Genomic DNA, 17176 nt, shown 5'->3' with positions numbered 1-17176 from the left:
AAATAAAGGGGCGATAAGCCCCTTTATTTATACGACAGTGAAGCCCAAATTATTTGCTCTTCAAGGAAGCCATTTCTCGTTTGTAAATAGCATCTGCTTGTTCAAAACGCTCAACTACATCTTTTTCAGGTGCTTTGCCAAGGAGGCTCACAACAACGATACTGATGAATGACAAGATAAAGCCTGGAATAATTTCATATAGTCCAGTACTCGCCATAGTGTTTTTCCACAAAATAACGGTTACAGCGCCGACAAGAATTCCGACAATTGCGCCGTTTAAAGTCATACGCTTCCAGAACAAAGATAGGATGATGAGTGGGCCAAATGCAGCACCGAAACCTGCCCATGCATAGGAGACTAAGCCTAAAACCTTACTGTTCGGATTGCTTGCAATCATAATTGCCAAGATGGCAATACATGCAACCATTAAACGACCGATCCAAACTAATTCTTTTTGAGACGCGTTTTTACGGATAAATCCTTTGTACAAGTCTTCAGTTAAAGTACTAGAACAGACGAGAAGTTGACAGCTTAACGTACTCATCACTGCTGCAAGAATTGCCGCAAGAATAATACCTGCCACCCATGGGTTGAATAAAAGTTTAGTCAATTCTATGAAGATGGTTTCAGGGTTTTGAGAAATAGCTGATGCAAATTCAGGGTGTTGCTGGAAGTATGCAATCCCAATGAAGCCTGCAGCAACCGCGCCACCAAGACATAAGATCATCCATGTCATACCAATGCGACGTGCGGCAGGAATCGTTTTAACGGAGTCTGCTGCCATAAAGCGCACAAGGATATGTGGTTGACCAAAATAGCCTAAACCCCATGCCATTGAAGATAAAATTGCAACAGTACTTAAACCCTCAAGCATGTTCATCGCTTGTGGGCGAGCAGCCTCAAGCAATAAGCCAAATTGTTGGTTATGATCATCAATTGCTAAATAAGTAATGACTGGTGTCAGCAACAAAGCAAAGATCATTAAGCCTGCTTGGAATGTATCTGTCCAACTGATTGCAAGGAAGCCACCGATACAAACATAAGAGATTGTAGCGATTGCACCAATCCAAAGTGCAGTTGTGTAATCCCATCCGAAAAGGCTTTCGAATAAACGTGCACCAGCAACCATGCCTGAAGCACAATAAATGGCAAAGAAGATTAAAATAACAAATGCAGAAATAATACGTAGCACACGTTTCTTATCACCAAAACGACCAGTGAAATAATCTGGTAGTGTTAGTGCATTATTTTGAATTTCGGTATGAACACGTAAACGTCCAGCTACCAAAAGCCAGTTTAACCATGCGCCAATAATTAGACCAATGGCAATCCATGCCTCAGATAAACCAGATAAATAAATTGCTCCTGGTAAGCCCATAAGCAACCAGCCGCTCATGTCAGAAGCACCTGCAGAAAGTGCTGTCACTACGCTTCCAAGACTACGTCCACCGAGAATGTAATCTGAGAAATCCGTTGTAGCCTTGTAGGCATATAAGCCAATACCGACCATTGCGACAATGTAAAAAATAAAGGTGATTAATGTGGGGTTCACTTGACTCATATGCCCATCCTTTGTCCTGAAATCATCAATCCGAGATGATTTTTTGAGCTGCAATAGCGAGGAGCTGATTCAATCATAAAATCAAAATTACTTACTGTTACATTTCTAGAGTAATTATAGTGATTTTATGTAGCGAAATGTATTTCCAGATACAATTGGAGAAAAGATTATAAAATGAAAAGATTATAAACATGATGCTAAATGCCATTCCTCTTTTGAGCATATTTAATTACTGTAAATTTAGAATCAGTCTAAAAAGATTTCTGAGTTTCATTTTTAATGAGAAAAATTGAATATAACCAACAATATTACAAGTTGTTACAGTCGCTACAAAATGAATGTACTTGATTATTGAGTATTGCTTAATAGATATCTTTTTACTGTATTCAAAATAAAGCAAAGGTTTAGAGTTTCTTATATTGCACAATTCTAGTGCATAAAATGTGAGTATATTTAAAGTGTCTACGGTTCAACTCGATCATACAAGAATAGAGCGTGATTTATTAGGAGCGAAAGAAGTTCCAGCAGCATGCTATTACGGTATTCATACTTTACGTGCTTTAGAGAATTTTCAAATCTCTAATCAAAAAGTAGGAACTCATCCTCATTTTATTCGTGCTCTGGCGCAAGTCAAAAAGGCTTCAGCACAAACCAATTTGAAATTTACCAAAATTTCTGAACAAGTGAGCCAAGCCATACAGTTTGCGTGTAATGAATTAATTGAGTTTCCAGAGAAATGGAGTACTGCTTTTCCCCTAGATGTTTATCAAGGGGGTGCAGGAACATCAATTAATATGAACAGCAATGAAGTGTTGGCGAATATTGCTTTAGAACATTTAGGTTTTCAGAAAGGTCAATATGAACATATTCATCCCAATGATCATGTGAATAAATCGCAATCGACCAATGATGTCTATCCGACGGCTTTGCGTTTAGCGACCTATTATAGTTTGGATGATCTGTTAAGTCAGATCCAAAAATTGATTGATACATTACATATAAAGGTTGCAGAATTTCAATTTGTTTTAAAAATGGGGCGAACTCAATTACAAGATGCCGTTCCAATGACGCTGGGGCAAGAGTTTCGTGCTTTTGCGACCTTATTAAAAGAAGATATACGTTTGATTCAGCATACACGTGAGTTTTTATTGGAAGTGAATTTAGGTGCGACAGCCATTGGCACAGGCATAAATACACCTAAGGGTTATGCGTATGAAGCCGTTCAAGCTTTAAATAAAATTACGGGTTTGAATTTAATTGGCGCAGAAGACTATGTTGAAGCGACCAGTGACTGTGGTGTGTTTATTATTTTATCCAGTACGCTGAAGCGCCTTGCAGTTAAACTTTCAAAAATCTGTAATGATTTACGGCTATTAAGTTCTGGGCCACGTACGGGTTTAGCTGAAATACGTTTACCTGAATTACAAGCAGGCTCATCCATTATGCCTGCAAAAATTAATCCAGTGATTCCTGAAGTGGTTAACCAAATTGCATATCGAGTGATTGGCAATGATTTAACGGTAACACTGGCTGCGGAAGCAGGACAATTACAGTTAAATGTCATGGAACCCGTCATTGCTATTGCAATTAATGAATCAATTGAATTACTCACACAATCGGTTAAAAGCTTAGATGATAAATGTATTCAAGGCATTCAGGCCAACGAACAAGTCTGTTATGACGCGGTCATGCGGAGTGTGGGTATTGTCACTTTATTGGATCCTATTTTAGGTCATGCTAAATGTGATGAAATTGGTAAGCAATGTATTGCTGAAAATAAAACTATTCAACAAGTGGTTTTAGAGCAAGCGTTACTGACTCAAGAGCAGTTAGATGAAATATTTTCATTTAGTAATTTGGTTTCAGAAGTTACAGCAGTACAAGAGTCTTTAGCACAGGTAAGCTAAGTTTTGGGTGCAAAATTAATCCTGAAGTCGTGATTGAGTGGTGATAAAGGGGGAGTGACTTAAGTTACTCCCTTTTTGATGGAAAATAGTCGTGCATAGACCTTAGCTCAGGTTAAAATAGGTTGGATTTTTAATATTTGTAATGCTTATGTTGAATAAACTCGCTGGACTGTTTAAAAGTTCAAAAGAATCTGCTGAACAACTGTTTTTAAAAGAACATCATATCCAGTTTGATCAAGTGCAGGGCTATATCGTCGATGGTATTGTGGTCAATGAACTTTCAGAACGCTTGGCTTATTTTTCAAATCGGAAATTAAGTCATTTTGACGATTTAAAAAAACTGTATTTCACTGCGATGATTATCAATGAAAAAATTGATCTTGAAATTGCCAATCAACGCTTTGTAGCACGTTTAGGCAATACTGAAGAAAATTTATTGCAGCTGAAGCAGATGATTAAAAAGTTAAATGACTATTATCGAATTTTTTTGCGCGACAAATAATAAAAAATAGAATTTGAGTCAATGAGATCTTAAACATCTAAAAGGATTTGGGTAAAAAATTGCGTCGAATATAAAAATAACTCAACCGAAAAATTACACATGCTAATATATTACTTATGTGATTTAGACCAAAAGCTATATACATGTTCCAACAAGAAATTTCCCAACTAAATCTGCAACAATTAAAAGCAGGCGAGAAACGCTGGGTCGGTAATTTACAAGGCTCATCTGCATCTTTGTTGTTCAAAGAAATTGCGACGCAAAGTAAGCAATTATTTATTGTTGTTGCTAAAAATAATCAGCACTTAGGGCAGTTGGAAAGTGAATTAGAGTTTTATGGCATAAAACCGACTATTTTCCCAGACTGGGAAATTTTACCGTATGACCGTTTATCTCCACATCAAGATATTGTGTCAGAACGGTTGTCGATTTTATCGAATATGCCACAATCGGGTGTGTTGCTTTTGTCTGCATCGACCTTAGTGCAACGGGTCGCACCAACGTCGTGGGTGTTGGGTGAACATTTTGATATTAAAGTCGGTCAAAAATTTGAATTAGAACAACAAAAACTTCGCTTGGTGCAAGCGGGCTATCATTTGGTTGATACCGTTTATGATCATGGTGAATTTGCCGTACGTGGCAGCATTATGGATATCTATGCATCTGGGCAAAGTGCACCTATTCGGATAGATTTATTTGATGATGAAATTGAGAGTTTAAAGTTCTTTGATCCTGAAACACAAAGAACAACGCAAAACTTAACCCAGTTTTCAGTATTACCCGCCAAAGAATTCCCACTTAAAGAAGGGCGTGCGATTTTCCGTGATCGTTATGCAGAAAGTTTTCCGACTGCAAATCCAAAGAAAAATCCAGTTTATCAAGATGTTTTAGAGGGTATTGCATCTCCCGGGCTTGAGTTTTATTTTCCTTTATTCTTTAGTAAACAAGCCATGGCAGCACAAAGTACGCTTATGGCGTACTTACCAAAGAATGGCATTGTCATTACAGATAAGTATTTGGATGAAGGATTAAGCAGCTTCTGGCAGGATGTCATGCGACGTTATGAAGATCGTCGTCATAATGTTGATCATCCTATTTTATCGCCAGAGGAAATTTTCTTACAACCCAATCAGGTCTTAGAACAACTCAACCACTTTGCCAGAGTGATTGCATCATCAGAAGAATTTGTAGAAAAAACAGGTGTTCTGAATCTGAACACTGAATTGCCTCCACGTTTGCCTGTTGATCCAAAACAAGAAAAACCTTTTTCAGCGGTTAAAAAGTATATTGATGCTGCCAATCATCCCGTTCTTTTGGTTGCTGAAAGTGCTGGCCGCCGTGAAACTTTAAAAGATGCGTTACGACCAACGCTTGGGGATATCCCCAATGTGGAAAATTTTGCTGACTTTAGAAAATCATTACATGCCATTGCAATTACCAGTGCACCACTGGATCGTGGTTTAGTAATTCCTAATTACCTCACGGTAATTTCTGAAAATCAGCTGTATGAACATCGTGTGGTACAACGCCGTCGTAAACGTCAGCAGGAAGTCTCCGAAGAATTTTTAATCCGTAGTTTAACGGAGCTGAGTATTGGTGCACCTGTGGTGCATATTGATTATGGCGTGGGGCGTTATGCAGGTTTGGTCACCTTAAGCATTGATGATCAAGACCATGAGTTTTTACAGCTTGATTACGCTGATGCAGCCAAAGTATATGTTCCTGTTACCAATTTACATCTGATTAGTCGTTATAGTGGCGGTGATCCTGATTTAGCGCCTTTACATAAATTAGGTACGGATACTTGGAATAAAGCAAAGCGTAAAGCCTTGGAACAAATTCATGATGTCGCGGCTGAACTATTACATATTCAAGCGCGTCGTCAAGCCAAACCCGGTTTTGCTTTTGAACTTGAACAAAGTCCATATATGCAATTTGCCAGTGGTTTTGCTTATGAAGAAACCTTAGATCAAGCCAATGCTATTGATGCAACATTACACGATATGCAACTGGCAAAACCCATGGATCGCCTTGTCTGTGGTGATGTGGGTTTTGGTAAGACTGAAGTTGCCATGCGGGCTGCATTTTTAGCGGTGCAAAACAATAAACAAGTGGCAGTTTTAGTACCGACCACTTTACTTGCGCAGCAGCATTATGAATCGTTTAAAGACCGTTTTGCGGATTGGCCAATTCGGATTGAAGTGCTATCTCGTTTTGGTTCCAACAAATCGCATGTAAAAACGATTGAAGACTTAGCCGATGGTAAAGTTGATATTGTGATTGGAACACACAAAATTTTGCAGGAAAGTATTCAATTTAAAAACTTAGGTTTAATGATTGTCGATGAGGAACATCGCTTTGGTGTGCGTGACAAAGAACGTATTAAAGCCATGCGTGCAGATGTCGATATGCTTACACTGACTGCAACGCCAATTCCGCGTACCTTAAATATGGCATTTAGTGGGATGCGTGATTTGTCTATTATTGCCACGCCACCCGCACGTCGTTTGGCAGTAAAAACCTTTGTGCAAGAACATAGCAGTGAATCGATTAAGGAAGCCGTTCTGCGTGAATTACTTCGTGGCGGTCAGGTTTATTTTTTACATAATGAAGTCGATACTATTGAGCGTGCCGCAGAAAGCATTCGTCAATTGGTGCCGGAAGCACGTGTAGCCGTGGCACATGGACAAATGCGTGAACGTGAGTTAGAGCAGGTCATGCAGCAGTTTTATCACAAAGAATATAATGTTTTGGTGTGCTCAACGATTATTGAAACAGGGATTGATGTTCCAAATGCCAATACCATTTTAATTGAACGTGCGGATAAATTGGGTCTAGCACAATTGCATCAATTGCGTGGTCGTGTTGGTCGTTCACATCATCAAGCCTATGCTTACTTGCTTGTGCCTTCGATTAAAGGCTTAAAAGGGGATGCAGAAAAACGTCTGGACGCTATTCAGCGTGCATCAAATTTAGGTGCAGGCTTTATGCTTGCTACGGAAGATTTGGAAATTCGTGGTGCAGGTGAACTGTTGGGCGAACAACAAAGTGGTTCAATGCAGGCCATTGGTTATAGTTTGTATATGGAAATGCTAGAGAAGGCGACTAAAGCCATTCAAAAAGGTAAAACGCCAAACTTTGATGCGCCACTTTCTTTAACGGCTGAAATTAATCTGCATATGCCAGCATTGATTCCAGATGATTATCTGGGTGATGTGCACCAACGCTTATTATTTTATAAACGTATTAGTAATACGGATAGCCAAGACAAGCTTGATAACATCCGCATGGAATTGATTGATCGTTTTGGTGTGCCACCACAACCAGTGAAGCAATTATTTGCTGTGCATCAGATTCGTTTGAAAGCAGAGCAGTTGGGAATGACCAAAGTCGATATCAGTTCGCATGGCGGTTATATTGAATTTTCCCCCGATACTCCAGTACAAGCCATCAGTATTATTCAAATGATGCAAAAACATCCGACTTTTTTCCGTATGGATGGTGGGCAACGTTTAAAAGTGATGGTGATGTTGGAAGATTATCAAAAAAGAATTCAATTTATTTCTGATTTATTGGTCAGTTTATTAAAAGAAATTCACTAAAGAGAATGTGAGTGCGTAAATATTATGCACTCACATTTGAAATTGATCATAATTTCAAAAAAGCTCGCAAGAAATGCTTGATTTTTTAAAGAAATTTACTACATTCGTAGGGGCTAAGGTGCTCAATATAAATAGTGGTTTATTTGTAATGAAACACATTGCATAGAATATTCACGTCTCATTGGATGTGATAGTATTAGCCATCATTCTAATTTTGCATAATTTATAAAGATATGTTTAGTTTGCATCCACAACTTGCTCAAGATACTTTTTTTGTAGGCGACTTTCCACTGTCAACATGTCGTTTAATGAATGATATGCAATTTCCGTGGCTCATATTAATTCCGCGTGTACCGGGTATTACTGAGTTATATGAATTAAGTCAGGCCGATCAAGAACAATTCCTACGTGAATCTAGTTGGTTATCAAGCCAACTGGCACGTGTATTCCGTGCAGATAAAATGAATGTTGCAGCTTTAGGCAATATGGTGCCACAGTTGCATTTTCATCATGTCGTGCGTTACCAAAATGATGTCGCTTGGCCAAAACCAGTTTGGGGGACACCTGCAGTTCCTTATACCAATGAAGTCCTTGCGCATATGCGTCAAACTTTAATGCTCGCACTTCGTGGTCAAGGTGATATGCCATTTGATTGGCGTATGGACTAATTCATAACCATTTAAAACCATAAAGGAATATATGGTGTGAATACTCGGACTAGGAGTGCTTGAGTGCCGTTAGACGACTGGATTAGAAAAGAGCCTAGACAATTTGAATATTTCCATCGCTTGATGGGGTATGTGATGTTGTCTTTGCTCATGATTGTCTATCACTACACTTCATCCGATACCAAATATCAGATTTATGTTCCTTTATTCTTACTGTTTACTTTACTGATTACACCCAAGTTATCAAATTGGCTGCTATACCGTTATAATTCCAAAATAAAACGCAGTGTCTTGTTTATTATAGATATTGTTATTATTTCAGTTCTTTTGTCGGCTATTCATTTAAATCTGGTTCTGACTTTTCTTTCATTTTTTGCAATTTTATATACTGCAATCAGTAATAAAATTTCATTCCTTATGGTGTCACTGGCAAGTTTAATTGGCATTGCCATTTTTTATCTGTGCAATATTTTTATTTTTGGTTTTGGTGAGTATTTTGAGCAAACCACTGGGGAGTTAACTGTCCTTGGTTTTATTTGCTTAATTACTTATTTTGGCGTGGGGAGTTTTTACCAACGTAGTCAAATCCAGCATATTACCGATCGTAAAGCTTATTATTATGAGCAAATGAATCGTTATATGGAATTTGCAAACCAACTTAGCCGTTATGCACCAGTACAATTGTGGCAATCGATTATGAAGGGTGAGTCTGAAGCTAAAATTGAATATAAACGAAAAAAAATGACAATTTTCTTTTCAGATATTCAAGGGTTTACCGAGCTTTCTGAAACGCTTATTCCAGATGACTTGGCATTTTTACTCAATGACTATCTTAGCCATATGACTGAAATTGCAAAGCAATATGAAGCAACTGTCGATAAGTTTATGGGCGATGCCATTTTAATTTTCTTTGGTGATCCTATTTCCCAAGGTGTTGAACAAGATGCAAAAACTTGTTTAGACATGGCAATTGATATGCGTCAGCAAATGAAATTATTAAGAGAACGATGGATTAAAATGGGTTATCCCGCTTTACATATTCGTATGGGGATTAGTACAGGTTATTGCCACGTCGGGAATTATGGTGCAGCTCATCGTATGGCATATACCATTGTTGGACGTGATGCAAATTTGGCTGCGCGTTTACAAAGTGCTGCTGCGGTGGATGAAATTTTAATTTCTGATGAAACCTATAATTTAATTAAAAATGATTATCTGTGTGCGCCTAAAGCACCAATTACCCTCAAAGGTATTCAAGGGCCAGTAAATACTTGGCAGGTGATGGAAAAATATACTTCACGTAAATCGGATTATCAGCGATGGTTTGATTATGAGTATAAGGGTTTTCATTTATTGTTGAATCTGGATGAAGTTCAAAATTATGAATATCCAGAACTGCTTAATGTTTTAGAAAAAATGATTAAGCGCATACAAAAACAGCAAAAAATGACCAACGCTCAAGGGATTGTAAAATTGAATTTAGAGGACGAAGTGATAGAAGAAAAAGATCAACAATATCACTAGAATCATTCGTTTTAGCTTGTATAGGCAATAAAAAACCACGCTATAGCGTGGTTTTTTATTGCCTATACAATCAATTAATGATTTTCAGAAGCATGGTTGATTGTATATTTAGGTATTTCAATTTCTAAGTCTTCGTCGACCAGTTTTACTTGGCAAGATAGGCGAGAATCAGGTTCTAAGCCCCAAGCACGATCAAGTAAGTCTGCTTCAACATCATTCATTTCATCTAAGCTGTCAAAGCCTTTACGAACGACAACATGACATGTTGTGCATGCAGCAGACATATCGCAAGCGTGTTCAATTTTAATGCCATTTTTCAATAAGCTTTCGCAAAGATTAGCATTTTGTTCAACTTCAAACTCAGCACCATTAGGGCAAATTTGCGCATGTGGAAGAACTTTAATACGTGGCATGATTTTTACCTATTTATTTGTGTGAGTTTGACCAGTCATCGAGTTGAGTGCCTTTAAGTGCAGAATCAATATGTTGATTCATGCGTGCAGCAGCAAAAGCATCACTATGTATTTTAAGTTGTTGCACAGCTTCTTCAATAGCTTCGATGTTGGTTGTTGATAATTGCTGTTCGAGTTCAACTTTCGTTTGCTCTAAAGCCACCAATTGTTCAGCACTCAGTAAGTTTGCATCAACTTTTAATGCTTGTGTAAGTGCTTCCAATTCACGCTGTGCTTCAACTTTGGTTTCTTGTAAGTGACGAAGATTTTTATCCTCTTCAGCAAATTTAAAACCGTCAATCAATAAGCGCTCAGTATCAGAATCGGATAAACCATACGACGGTTTAATGTCAATTTGTGCATGCACACCCGACGTTGTTTCTTTAGCAGAAACGGTCAGTAAACCATCGGCATCGACTTGGAAGGTAACTTCAATGCGTGCTTGACCCGCAGTCATCGGTGGAATGCCATGTAAGACAAAGCGACCTAAGCTACGACAGTGCTCAACCAGATCACGTTCACCTTGTACCACATGAATCAACATCGCAGTTTGACCATCTTGATAGGTCGTAAACTCTTGACGACGTGCGACTGGAATTGCGGTGTTGCGTGAAATTAGGCGCTCAACCAAGCCGCCCATGGTCTCTAAACCTAAAGAGAGCGGGGTAACGTCAAGCAGTAATGAACCATCTTTGCTGTTGCCAATCAGTTGGTCTGCGGTAATGGCTGCGCCAATAGCGACCACTTCATCAGGATTGATTGTGCACAGTGGTTCTTGATTAAATACGTCACGAACTGCTTTTTGTACCGCATAAGAGCGAGTAGAACCGCCCACTAAAACCACATTTTGAATGTCATTTAGCTCAAGTTTGGCATCACGCATTACACGTTTACAGACACTAATGGTTTTGTCTAAAGCAACTTTAATAATGTCTTCAAATGTTGCACGATCTAAAGTTAAAACTTGATCTAAGGCATGAAGCTCTACCGACTCGGCATCAGTTAATGCTTCTTTGGCCTTGCGTGCAGCAACGATAAGATGCACATGTTGTGAATTATCTAGCGTTTCAATATTGAGTTGTTTTTTAGCCCATTTAACAATTAAACGGTCTAAATCATCGCCACCCAGTGCAGTATGACCACCCGTTGCGAGGACTTCGAACACACCTTGGGTAAAACGCAAGATGGAAACGTCAAAAGTACCACCACCTAAATCATAGATAACATAGTTACGATCAGAAGCTAAGTTACTTTCTTGGTCTAAACCATAAGCGACCGCAGCAGCAGTAGGCTCATTGAGTAAGCGTAAAACGTTTAAACCTGCCAATTGAGCCGCATCACGTGTTGCTTGGCGTTGGGCTTCATCAAAATAAGCAGGAACAGTAATCACTGCACCATTAATTGGATTTTGTAGACTTGATTCTGCACGTTCTTTTAAGTGTTTTAATATTTCAGCTGAAATTTCAACAGGTGTTTTACGTCCGTGATTGGTTTCAAAAGCTGGCATCTGGTGGTCTTCACCCACCAGTGTATATGGGTGTTGGAATTTAATATCCGCTTTTGAGCGACCCATAAAGCGCTTAACAGAAACGATGGTGTTTTGTGGGTCACTGATCATGAACGCTTTTGCTTCATCACCATATTGAGTTGCTTGATCCGCATAGTGCACAATCGATGGGAGTAACACGCGACCTTGTTCATCGTTAAGAACTTTGGCTTTGCCTGATAGAACCGTAGCCACTAAAGAGTGCGTAGTACCTAAGTCGATACCAATAGCAATACGGTGTTCATGGGGCGCACTTGATTGACCAGGTTCTGCAATTTGCAAGAGAGCCATTGTGTTACATCCTTTGAACGTCTAAAAGTAAAAATAAATTAAAAATCATCATCAAGATCGAAAGAGTCATCATCTAAAAAACGATCTTCAGCTTTGTCAATATCAGCCATGACTTTTTGAAAAAAGCGTAATTTTCGCACTGTATCGCGCGCTTCAGCCCAATCTTCTTCAGTATAGTCAATTTTAAATTCACGCACTAAGCTGTCAATCCATTGTTGGACTTCTTCTTTAAGTGAAATTAAATCGTCAGCAGAGCGAGCTTCATCAAGTTGTTCACGAATTTCTAGTGCAGATTGTAAGAATTCAAAATCGCTGATGGATTGATCAAGGAGGTGATCTTGTTTTTTTAACGAAAGCAGATATCCCGCACGACTATCAACTTGAGATAGAGCTTTAAAAGCTTGATTGATCTCGCTAGATTTAATGAGCGCTTGATCTTTATCTTCGGCTTTATCGGGGTGATATTGTTGCTGCAATTTTAAAAATTCATTTTTTAAAACTGCTAAATCAATATCGAGTTCTACTGGAAGATTGAACAACTCAAAATGATTCATGGGAGATTTGATCCGCGAAAGTTCTATAAAATAATTGAAAATTAAATGCAATTAAAACAGTGTATTGTACACTGTTTTAATGCTTAAAAAGAGAATATAAGAGGTTGATTAAACAGTGAAAGATTCACCACAACCACATTCACCTTTTTTATTGGGATTGTTGAATTCGAAGCCTTCGTTTAGACCATTTTTTACATAGTCCATTTCTAAGCCTTCTAAATAGACACTGCTTTTAGGGTCAACGAAAACCTTAACACCAAACTGTTCAAAAACTTGATCATGTGTATCAACTTCATCTACGAATTCGAGTACATAGGCCAAACCAGAACAGCCTGAAGTTTTCACGCCAACGCGAATGCCTTCACCCTTACCGCGATTTTCTAAGTAATTGCTGATATGAGTTGCAGCATTTTCAGTTAAATGAATCATGAAAACTCCATTATTCCTTATTCAAAACTTAAAATAATTAAGCTTTAGCTTTTTTGCTGCGGTAGTCTTCAACAGCAGCTTTAATTGCATCTTCAGCAAGTACAGAGCAGTGTACTTTTACTGGAGGAAGCGCAAGTTCAGTGGCAATATCAATGTTTTTGATTGCTTGCGCTTGGTCTAAAGTTTTACCTTTAAGCCATTCAGTAACAAGCGAACTTGATGCAATAGCCGATCCACAACCATAGGTTTTGAAACGTGCTTGTTCAATGACACCATTATCATCCACTTGGATTTGAAGGCGCATAACATCACCACAAGCGGGTGCACCGACCATACCTGTACCAACATTTTCAGCATTTTTGTCTAAAACGCCAACATTACGAGGGTTTTCGTAATGATCAATTACTTTTTCACTATAAGCCATGATGCGTCTCCAAAACTCGGGGTCAGCCTAATAAGATTTAATATGAGGGCATCTGCATGGAATTTCCATGCGATGCCATGAATAAATTAGTGTTCAGCCCATTCTACTGTAGAGAGATCGATACCTTCTTTGTACATATCCCAAAGAGGAGAAAGATCACGTAATTTGTCTACAGCTGCTTTGGTGATTTCAAGGACATGGTCGATGTCTTCTTCGGTGGTGTATGTACCGAAGCTGAAACGAATCGAACTGTGCGCAAGTTCATCAGACAAACCTAATGCACGAAGTACATAAGATGGTTCAAGTGTTGCAGATGTGCATGCAGAACCAGATGAAACAGCAGCATCTTTCAATGCCATCATCAATGATTCGCCTTCTACAAAGTTAAAACTTACGTTTAAGTAGTTTGCAACATTGTATTCAGGATGACCGTTTAAGAACACTTGTTCTAAACCTTGTAAGCCGTTCCAAAGTTTGTCACGTAATACACGAATACGTTTTTGTTCAGACGCTAGGTTTTTGCCTGCAAGTTCAAATGCTTCACCCATGCCGACAATTTGATGCGTTGCCAATGTACCTGAACGCATACCACGCTCATGACCACCACCGTGCATTTGCGCTTTCAGACGGACACGTGGGCTACGACGTACAAAAAGTGCGCCCATGCCTTTAGGGCCATAAATTTTATGTGCTGAAAAACTCATCAAATCAACTTTCATGCTTGAAAGATCAATTTCAACTTTACCCGCAGCTTGAGCAGCATCGACATGGAAATAAGTTTTATTTGCACGTGTGATTTCGCCAATTGCGGCTACATCAGTCACAGTACCAATTTCGTTGTTGACCATCATCAGTGAAACAAGCACGGTATCTGGACGAATGGCTGCTTTCACCATTTCAGCTGTGATCAAACCTGTCTTTGGCTCTGGCTCAAGATAGGTGATTTCAAAGCCTTCTGCTTCGAGTTCACGACACGTGTCTAAAATTGCTTTATGTTCAATTTTACTGGTAATAATGTGTTTGCCTTTAGAGGCATAAAATTGAGCAACACCTTTTAATGCAAGGTTGTCGGATTCAGTTGCACCTGAAGTCCACACGATTTCACGTGGGTCAGCTTTAATTAAATTAGCGACTTGTTCACGTGCATATTCTACTTTTTCTTCTGCCTGCCAACCGTAAGCATGGGAACGAGATGCTGCATTACCGAAAATACCGTCGAAAGTTAGGCATTCCATCATACGTTCTGCGACTTGAGGGTCTACAGGAGTTGTTGCTGCATAATCAAGATAAATCGGACGTTTCATGTCAAATACCTGTAACCGATAAAAGGGCTGAATCAAATGATGGTGTATTTTGGCGAATTGCAACGGTTTGCACGTTGTCTCTTGCTACAAGGTCTGCCAGCGTGATTTTTGCTAAATAATCGGCGATGTGGTGGGAGAGTTCTTGCCATAAATCATGAGTTAAGCACATTGCACCATTTTGGCAGTTACCTTTATGGTCACAACGTGTTGCGTCAACGGTTTCGTTTACAGCTTCAATAATTTCTAACACAGTGATTTCTTCAGCGCTACGAGCGAGATGGTAACCACCGTTGGCACCACGAACACTAGAAACTAAGCCGTGACGCTTTAATTTCGCAAATAACTGCTCAAGATAAGCCACAGAAATAGTTTGACGGGCTGCTATTTCAGCAAGCGTGATCGTTTGTTCGGTTGGCTGCAAAGCTAAATCAAGTAGAGCAGTCACTGCGTAGCGACCGCGAGTAGTAAGACGCATGATTCGATACACATATTAAGACTAGATGTGTCGATTTTAAGAATCCTGACTAAAATAGTCAAGTTTTTTTATGAGGCTTTAATTTGTTTTATTTTATAAGAAAAATTATATATTTATGCAAGCCATAAATTATACACTAATAATGCAATTAAAAGGGCGGTGGTTACAATAAATGCAATGTTAGTTCTTTTCTGTTTTTGCTCCAGACGACGAATACGGTTCTTATATTGTTTTACTTCCACATGTAAACTATTAATGGTTGAGCGTTGTTGGTCAATTTTTTCTAACAGGGGTGCAATACGTTTTTTTGAGGAAATGATATCTTGTTCATCGGTTGGTTCGGTTAACCATTGTTTCCAGTCAGATAAAACTTTTGGCAAACTAAACAATAAAGCTAAATCGCGAAATTCATCTTTTAAAGTGATATCACCATCAATCCGCATTTTTTTAATACTGCGGCGATTCGCCAAAACAAAAACTTTAATTAAGTCCATCAGCGTGGTACGGATATCAAGATCTACAACTTGCTCTGGCGCTTTGGTGTCAAACAAAATGCCATGTTCAGTAAATTGAACATAAAAATCAAAATAAGGTAAATAGCTATTAATTTTGATGGAAACTTTTTGCTCTATAAACTTTTTAGCTTGTAAACCGACCACACGATCATGTTTCAAAATGAAGGTAAAAATTGTTTCCAAAACAATCATCGTCATTGTAAGCAACAAATGTGGTTGATTTTGACTTTGTTGCGATTCACTCATAAAACTTAATCCTTCCCTGAAATAGAGCATCCTAGCTTGTAAAAATACTTCAGGACTTTAATCAAATACATAATAATCTTGCTTTGTAGAACAGTTTAGCAAATCGATCAAGTATTTAATTTGCTATTATGAGGCTATTTTATGGGTAAATATATTAAGCGGTATAAAAAATAATCGGGAGAATGGGGAAAATGGATAAACAAATAAAAGATCAAAATGTTGATCAAGAAAAACAGGAAAATTCCGATAAAACAAAGAATAAGCTACGTTCAGGTCGCAAGTCGAGTCTGGATTTTCGTAAATATACTCAGCAAATTTGGCTTGCTGGATTGGGTGCTTTTTCACGTGCTGAGGAAGAGGGAAATAAATTATTTGACTCCTTAGTCAAGGTCGGTGAAGAGTTAGAATCGAAAACGACGGAAATTGCTGATCAAACGGTTGAAAAAGTGTCGGAGAAAGCAAAAGACTCGGTTACCGATACCAAAGATAAAGTCGAAAAATTACTTGATCAAAGTGTTAATCATTCACTAAACCGAATTGGTTTAGTCACAGTAAAAGATATTCAGTACTTAGAAAGTCTCATATTACAGTTACATAGTAAGGTTGATTTTTTGGTTGAAGAAAATAAACTTTTAAAAGAGCAAATTGTAAAAAAATGAAACAATTTTACTTTTTCTTCATTTTTCAACAATTTTTTTCACATTTATTTTGCAGAAATGCAGATCGATAGTATTGCCTTTTGCCCCAAAGCATTGCTATAAAGATGTCATGGAATCCTTAGACCTTAAATAAACGATATTAAGAGGACGTAATCTTCATGAATAAATCAGAATTAATCGATGCAATTGCAGAGAAAGGGGGATTGTCTAAGACTGATGCAGGTAAAGCCTTAGATGCGACAATTGCTTCTATTACTGAAGCGCTTAAATCTGGTGATACTGTTACACTTGTTGGTTTTGGTACATTCAACGTTAAAGAACGTGCAGCGCGTACTGGTCGTAACCCACAAACGGGTGCAGCTTTAGAAATTAAAGCAAGTAAAGTGCCTAGCTTTAAAGCTGGTAAAGGTTTGAAAGATTCTGTAGCTTAATCTTTTCTAAAGCCGATAAACGCGCCGAATAAGGCGCGTTTTTTTATTAATAATGCCGATTTACAGTTTGAACTCATTCATTCGTT

At 38.4% G+C, this 17176-nt stretch carries 16 protein-coding genes; 7 read left to right on the top strand and 9 right to left on the bottom strand.

The window, feature by feature from the left end; translation table 11 throughout:
* Positions 1-49 precede the first annotated feature (49 nt).
* Positions 50-1561 carry a sodium/proline symporter PutP gene (putP, locus tag B9T30_RS00675; protein ID WP_086183325.1) on the bottom strand — a complete coding sequence of 504 codons (1512 nt, stop codon included), beginning with the start codon at positions 1559-1561 and terminating at the stop codon, positions 50-52.
* Between the two features lie 458 nt (positions 1562-2019).
* Here putP and aspA point away from each other — a divergent pair, with 458 nt between their 5' ends.
* From aspA to B9T30_RS00650, 5 genes are all read left to right on the top strand, one after another.
* Complete coding sequence (aspA, locus tag B9T30_RS00670; protein WP_086183324.1) at positions 2020-3468, top strand: aspartate ammonia-lyase; 1449 nt, start codon at positions 2020-2022, stop codon at positions 3466-3468.
* Between the two features lie 148 nt (positions 3469-3616).
* On the top strand, positions 3617-3970 hold the full coding sequence (locus tag B9T30_RS00665) for a hypothetical protein (RefSeq protein WP_086183699.1): 354 nt from the start codon (positions 3617-3619) through the stop codon (positions 3968-3970).
* 143 nt (positions 3971-4113) lie between these two features.
* On the top strand, positions 4114-7572 hold the full coding sequence (gene mfd / locus B9T30_RS00660; RefSeq protein ID WP_086183323.1) for a transcription-repair coupling factor: 3459 nt from the start codon (positions 4114-4116) through the stop codon (positions 7570-7572).
* Between the two features lie 233 nt (positions 7573-7805).
* Positions 7806-8240 carry an HIT domain-containing protein gene (locus B9T30_RS00655; protein ID WP_086163996.1) on the top strand — a complete coding sequence of 145 codons (435 nt, stop codon included), beginning with the start codon at positions 7806-7808 and terminating at the stop codon, positions 8238-8240.
* Positions 8241-8303: 63 nt separating this feature from the next.
* The gene (locus tag B9T30_RS00650) at positions 8304-9764 is read left to right on the top strand and encodes an adenylate/guanylate cyclase domain-containing protein (RefSeq protein ID WP_086183322.1); all 1461 of its coding nucleotides are present in this window, start codon (positions 8304-8306) and stop codon (positions 9762-9764) included.
* Between the two features lie 74 nt (positions 9765-9838).
* Here B9T30_RS00650 and fdx read toward each other — a convergent pair whose 3' ends face one another.
* From fdx to B9T30_RS00610, 8 genes are all read right to left on the bottom strand, one after another.
* Positions 9839-10177 (bottom strand): ISC system 2Fe-2S type ferredoxin, encoded by a 339-nt coding sequence (fdx, locus tag B9T30_RS00645; protein ID WP_074944718.1) that lies wholly within the window; start codon positions 10175-10177, stop codon positions 9839-9841.
* Between the two features lie 13 nt (positions 10178-10190).
* The gene (hscA, locus tag B9T30_RS00640; RefSeq protein WP_086183321.1) at positions 10191-12053 is read right to left on the bottom strand and encodes a Fe-S protein assembly chaperone HscA; all 1863 of its coding nucleotides are present in this window, start codon (positions 12051-12053) and stop codon (positions 10191-10193) included.
* A 38-nt stretch (positions 12054-12091) separates the two neighbouring features.
* Complete coding sequence (hscB, locus tag B9T30_RS00635) at positions 12092-12607, bottom strand: Fe-S protein assembly co-chaperone HscB (protein ID WP_086183320.1); 516 nt, start codon at positions 12605-12607, stop codon at positions 12092-12094.
* Between the two features lie 108 nt (positions 12608-12715).
* Positions 12716-13036, bottom strand: a complete 321-nt coding sequence (gene iscA / locus B9T30_RS00630; RefSeq protein WP_004651784.1) for an iron-sulfur cluster assembly protein IscA — start codon at positions 13034-13036, stop codon at positions 12716-12718.
* Positions 13037-13073: 37 nt separating this feature from the next.
* Entirely contained in the window at positions 13074-13460 is a 387-nt protein-coding gene (gene iscU / locus B9T30_RS00625) for a Fe-S cluster assembly scaffold IscU (RefSeq protein ID WP_004651785.1), read from the bottom strand.
* Positions 13461-13546: 86 nt separating this feature from the next.
* Positions 13547-14764: an IscS subfamily cysteine desulfurase gene (locus B9T30_RS00620; protein WP_086183319.1), complete on the bottom strand. Its 1218-nt coding sequence runs from the start codon at positions 14762-14764 to the stop codon at positions 13547-13549.
* A gap of 1 nt (position 14765) precedes the next feature.
* Complete coding sequence (locus B9T30_RS00615; protein WP_004651787.1) at positions 14766-15239, bottom strand: Rrf2 family transcriptional regulator; 474 nt, start codon at positions 15237-15239, stop codon at positions 14766-14768.
* Positions 15240-15352: 113 nt separating this feature from the next.
* A complete protein-coding gene (locus B9T30_RS00610; protein WP_086183318.1) occupies positions 15353-16000 on the bottom strand; it encodes a hypothetical protein in 648 nt (215 codons plus the stop codon).
* 191 nt (positions 16001-16191) lie between these two features.
* Between B9T30_RS00610 and B9T30_RS00605 the strand changes: the two genes are divergently transcribed.
* The gene (locus B9T30_RS00605) at positions 16192-16659 is read left to right on the top strand and encodes a phasin family protein (RefSeq protein ID WP_413772544.1); all 468 of its coding nucleotides are present in this window, start codon (positions 16192-16194) and stop codon (positions 16657-16659) included.
* Positions 16660-16817: 158 nt separating this feature from the next.
* The gene (locus B9T30_RS00600) at positions 16818-17090 is read left to right on the top strand and encodes an HU family DNA-binding protein (RefSeq protein WP_004651791.1); all 273 of its coding nucleotides are present in this window, start codon (positions 16818-16820) and stop codon (positions 17088-17090) included.
* Positions 17091-17176 lie beyond the last annotated feature (86 nt).

The organism is Acinetobacter sp. ANC 4973 (assembly GCF_002135275.1).
Taxonomy (GTDB): domain Bacteria; phylum Pseudomonadota; class Gammaproteobacteria; order Pseudomonadales; family Moraxellaceae; genus Acinetobacter; species Acinetobacter kyonggiensis.
The sequence above is the reverse complement of the archived record's forward strand: the minus strand, read 5'-3'. Positions and strand labels throughout refer to the sequence as shown.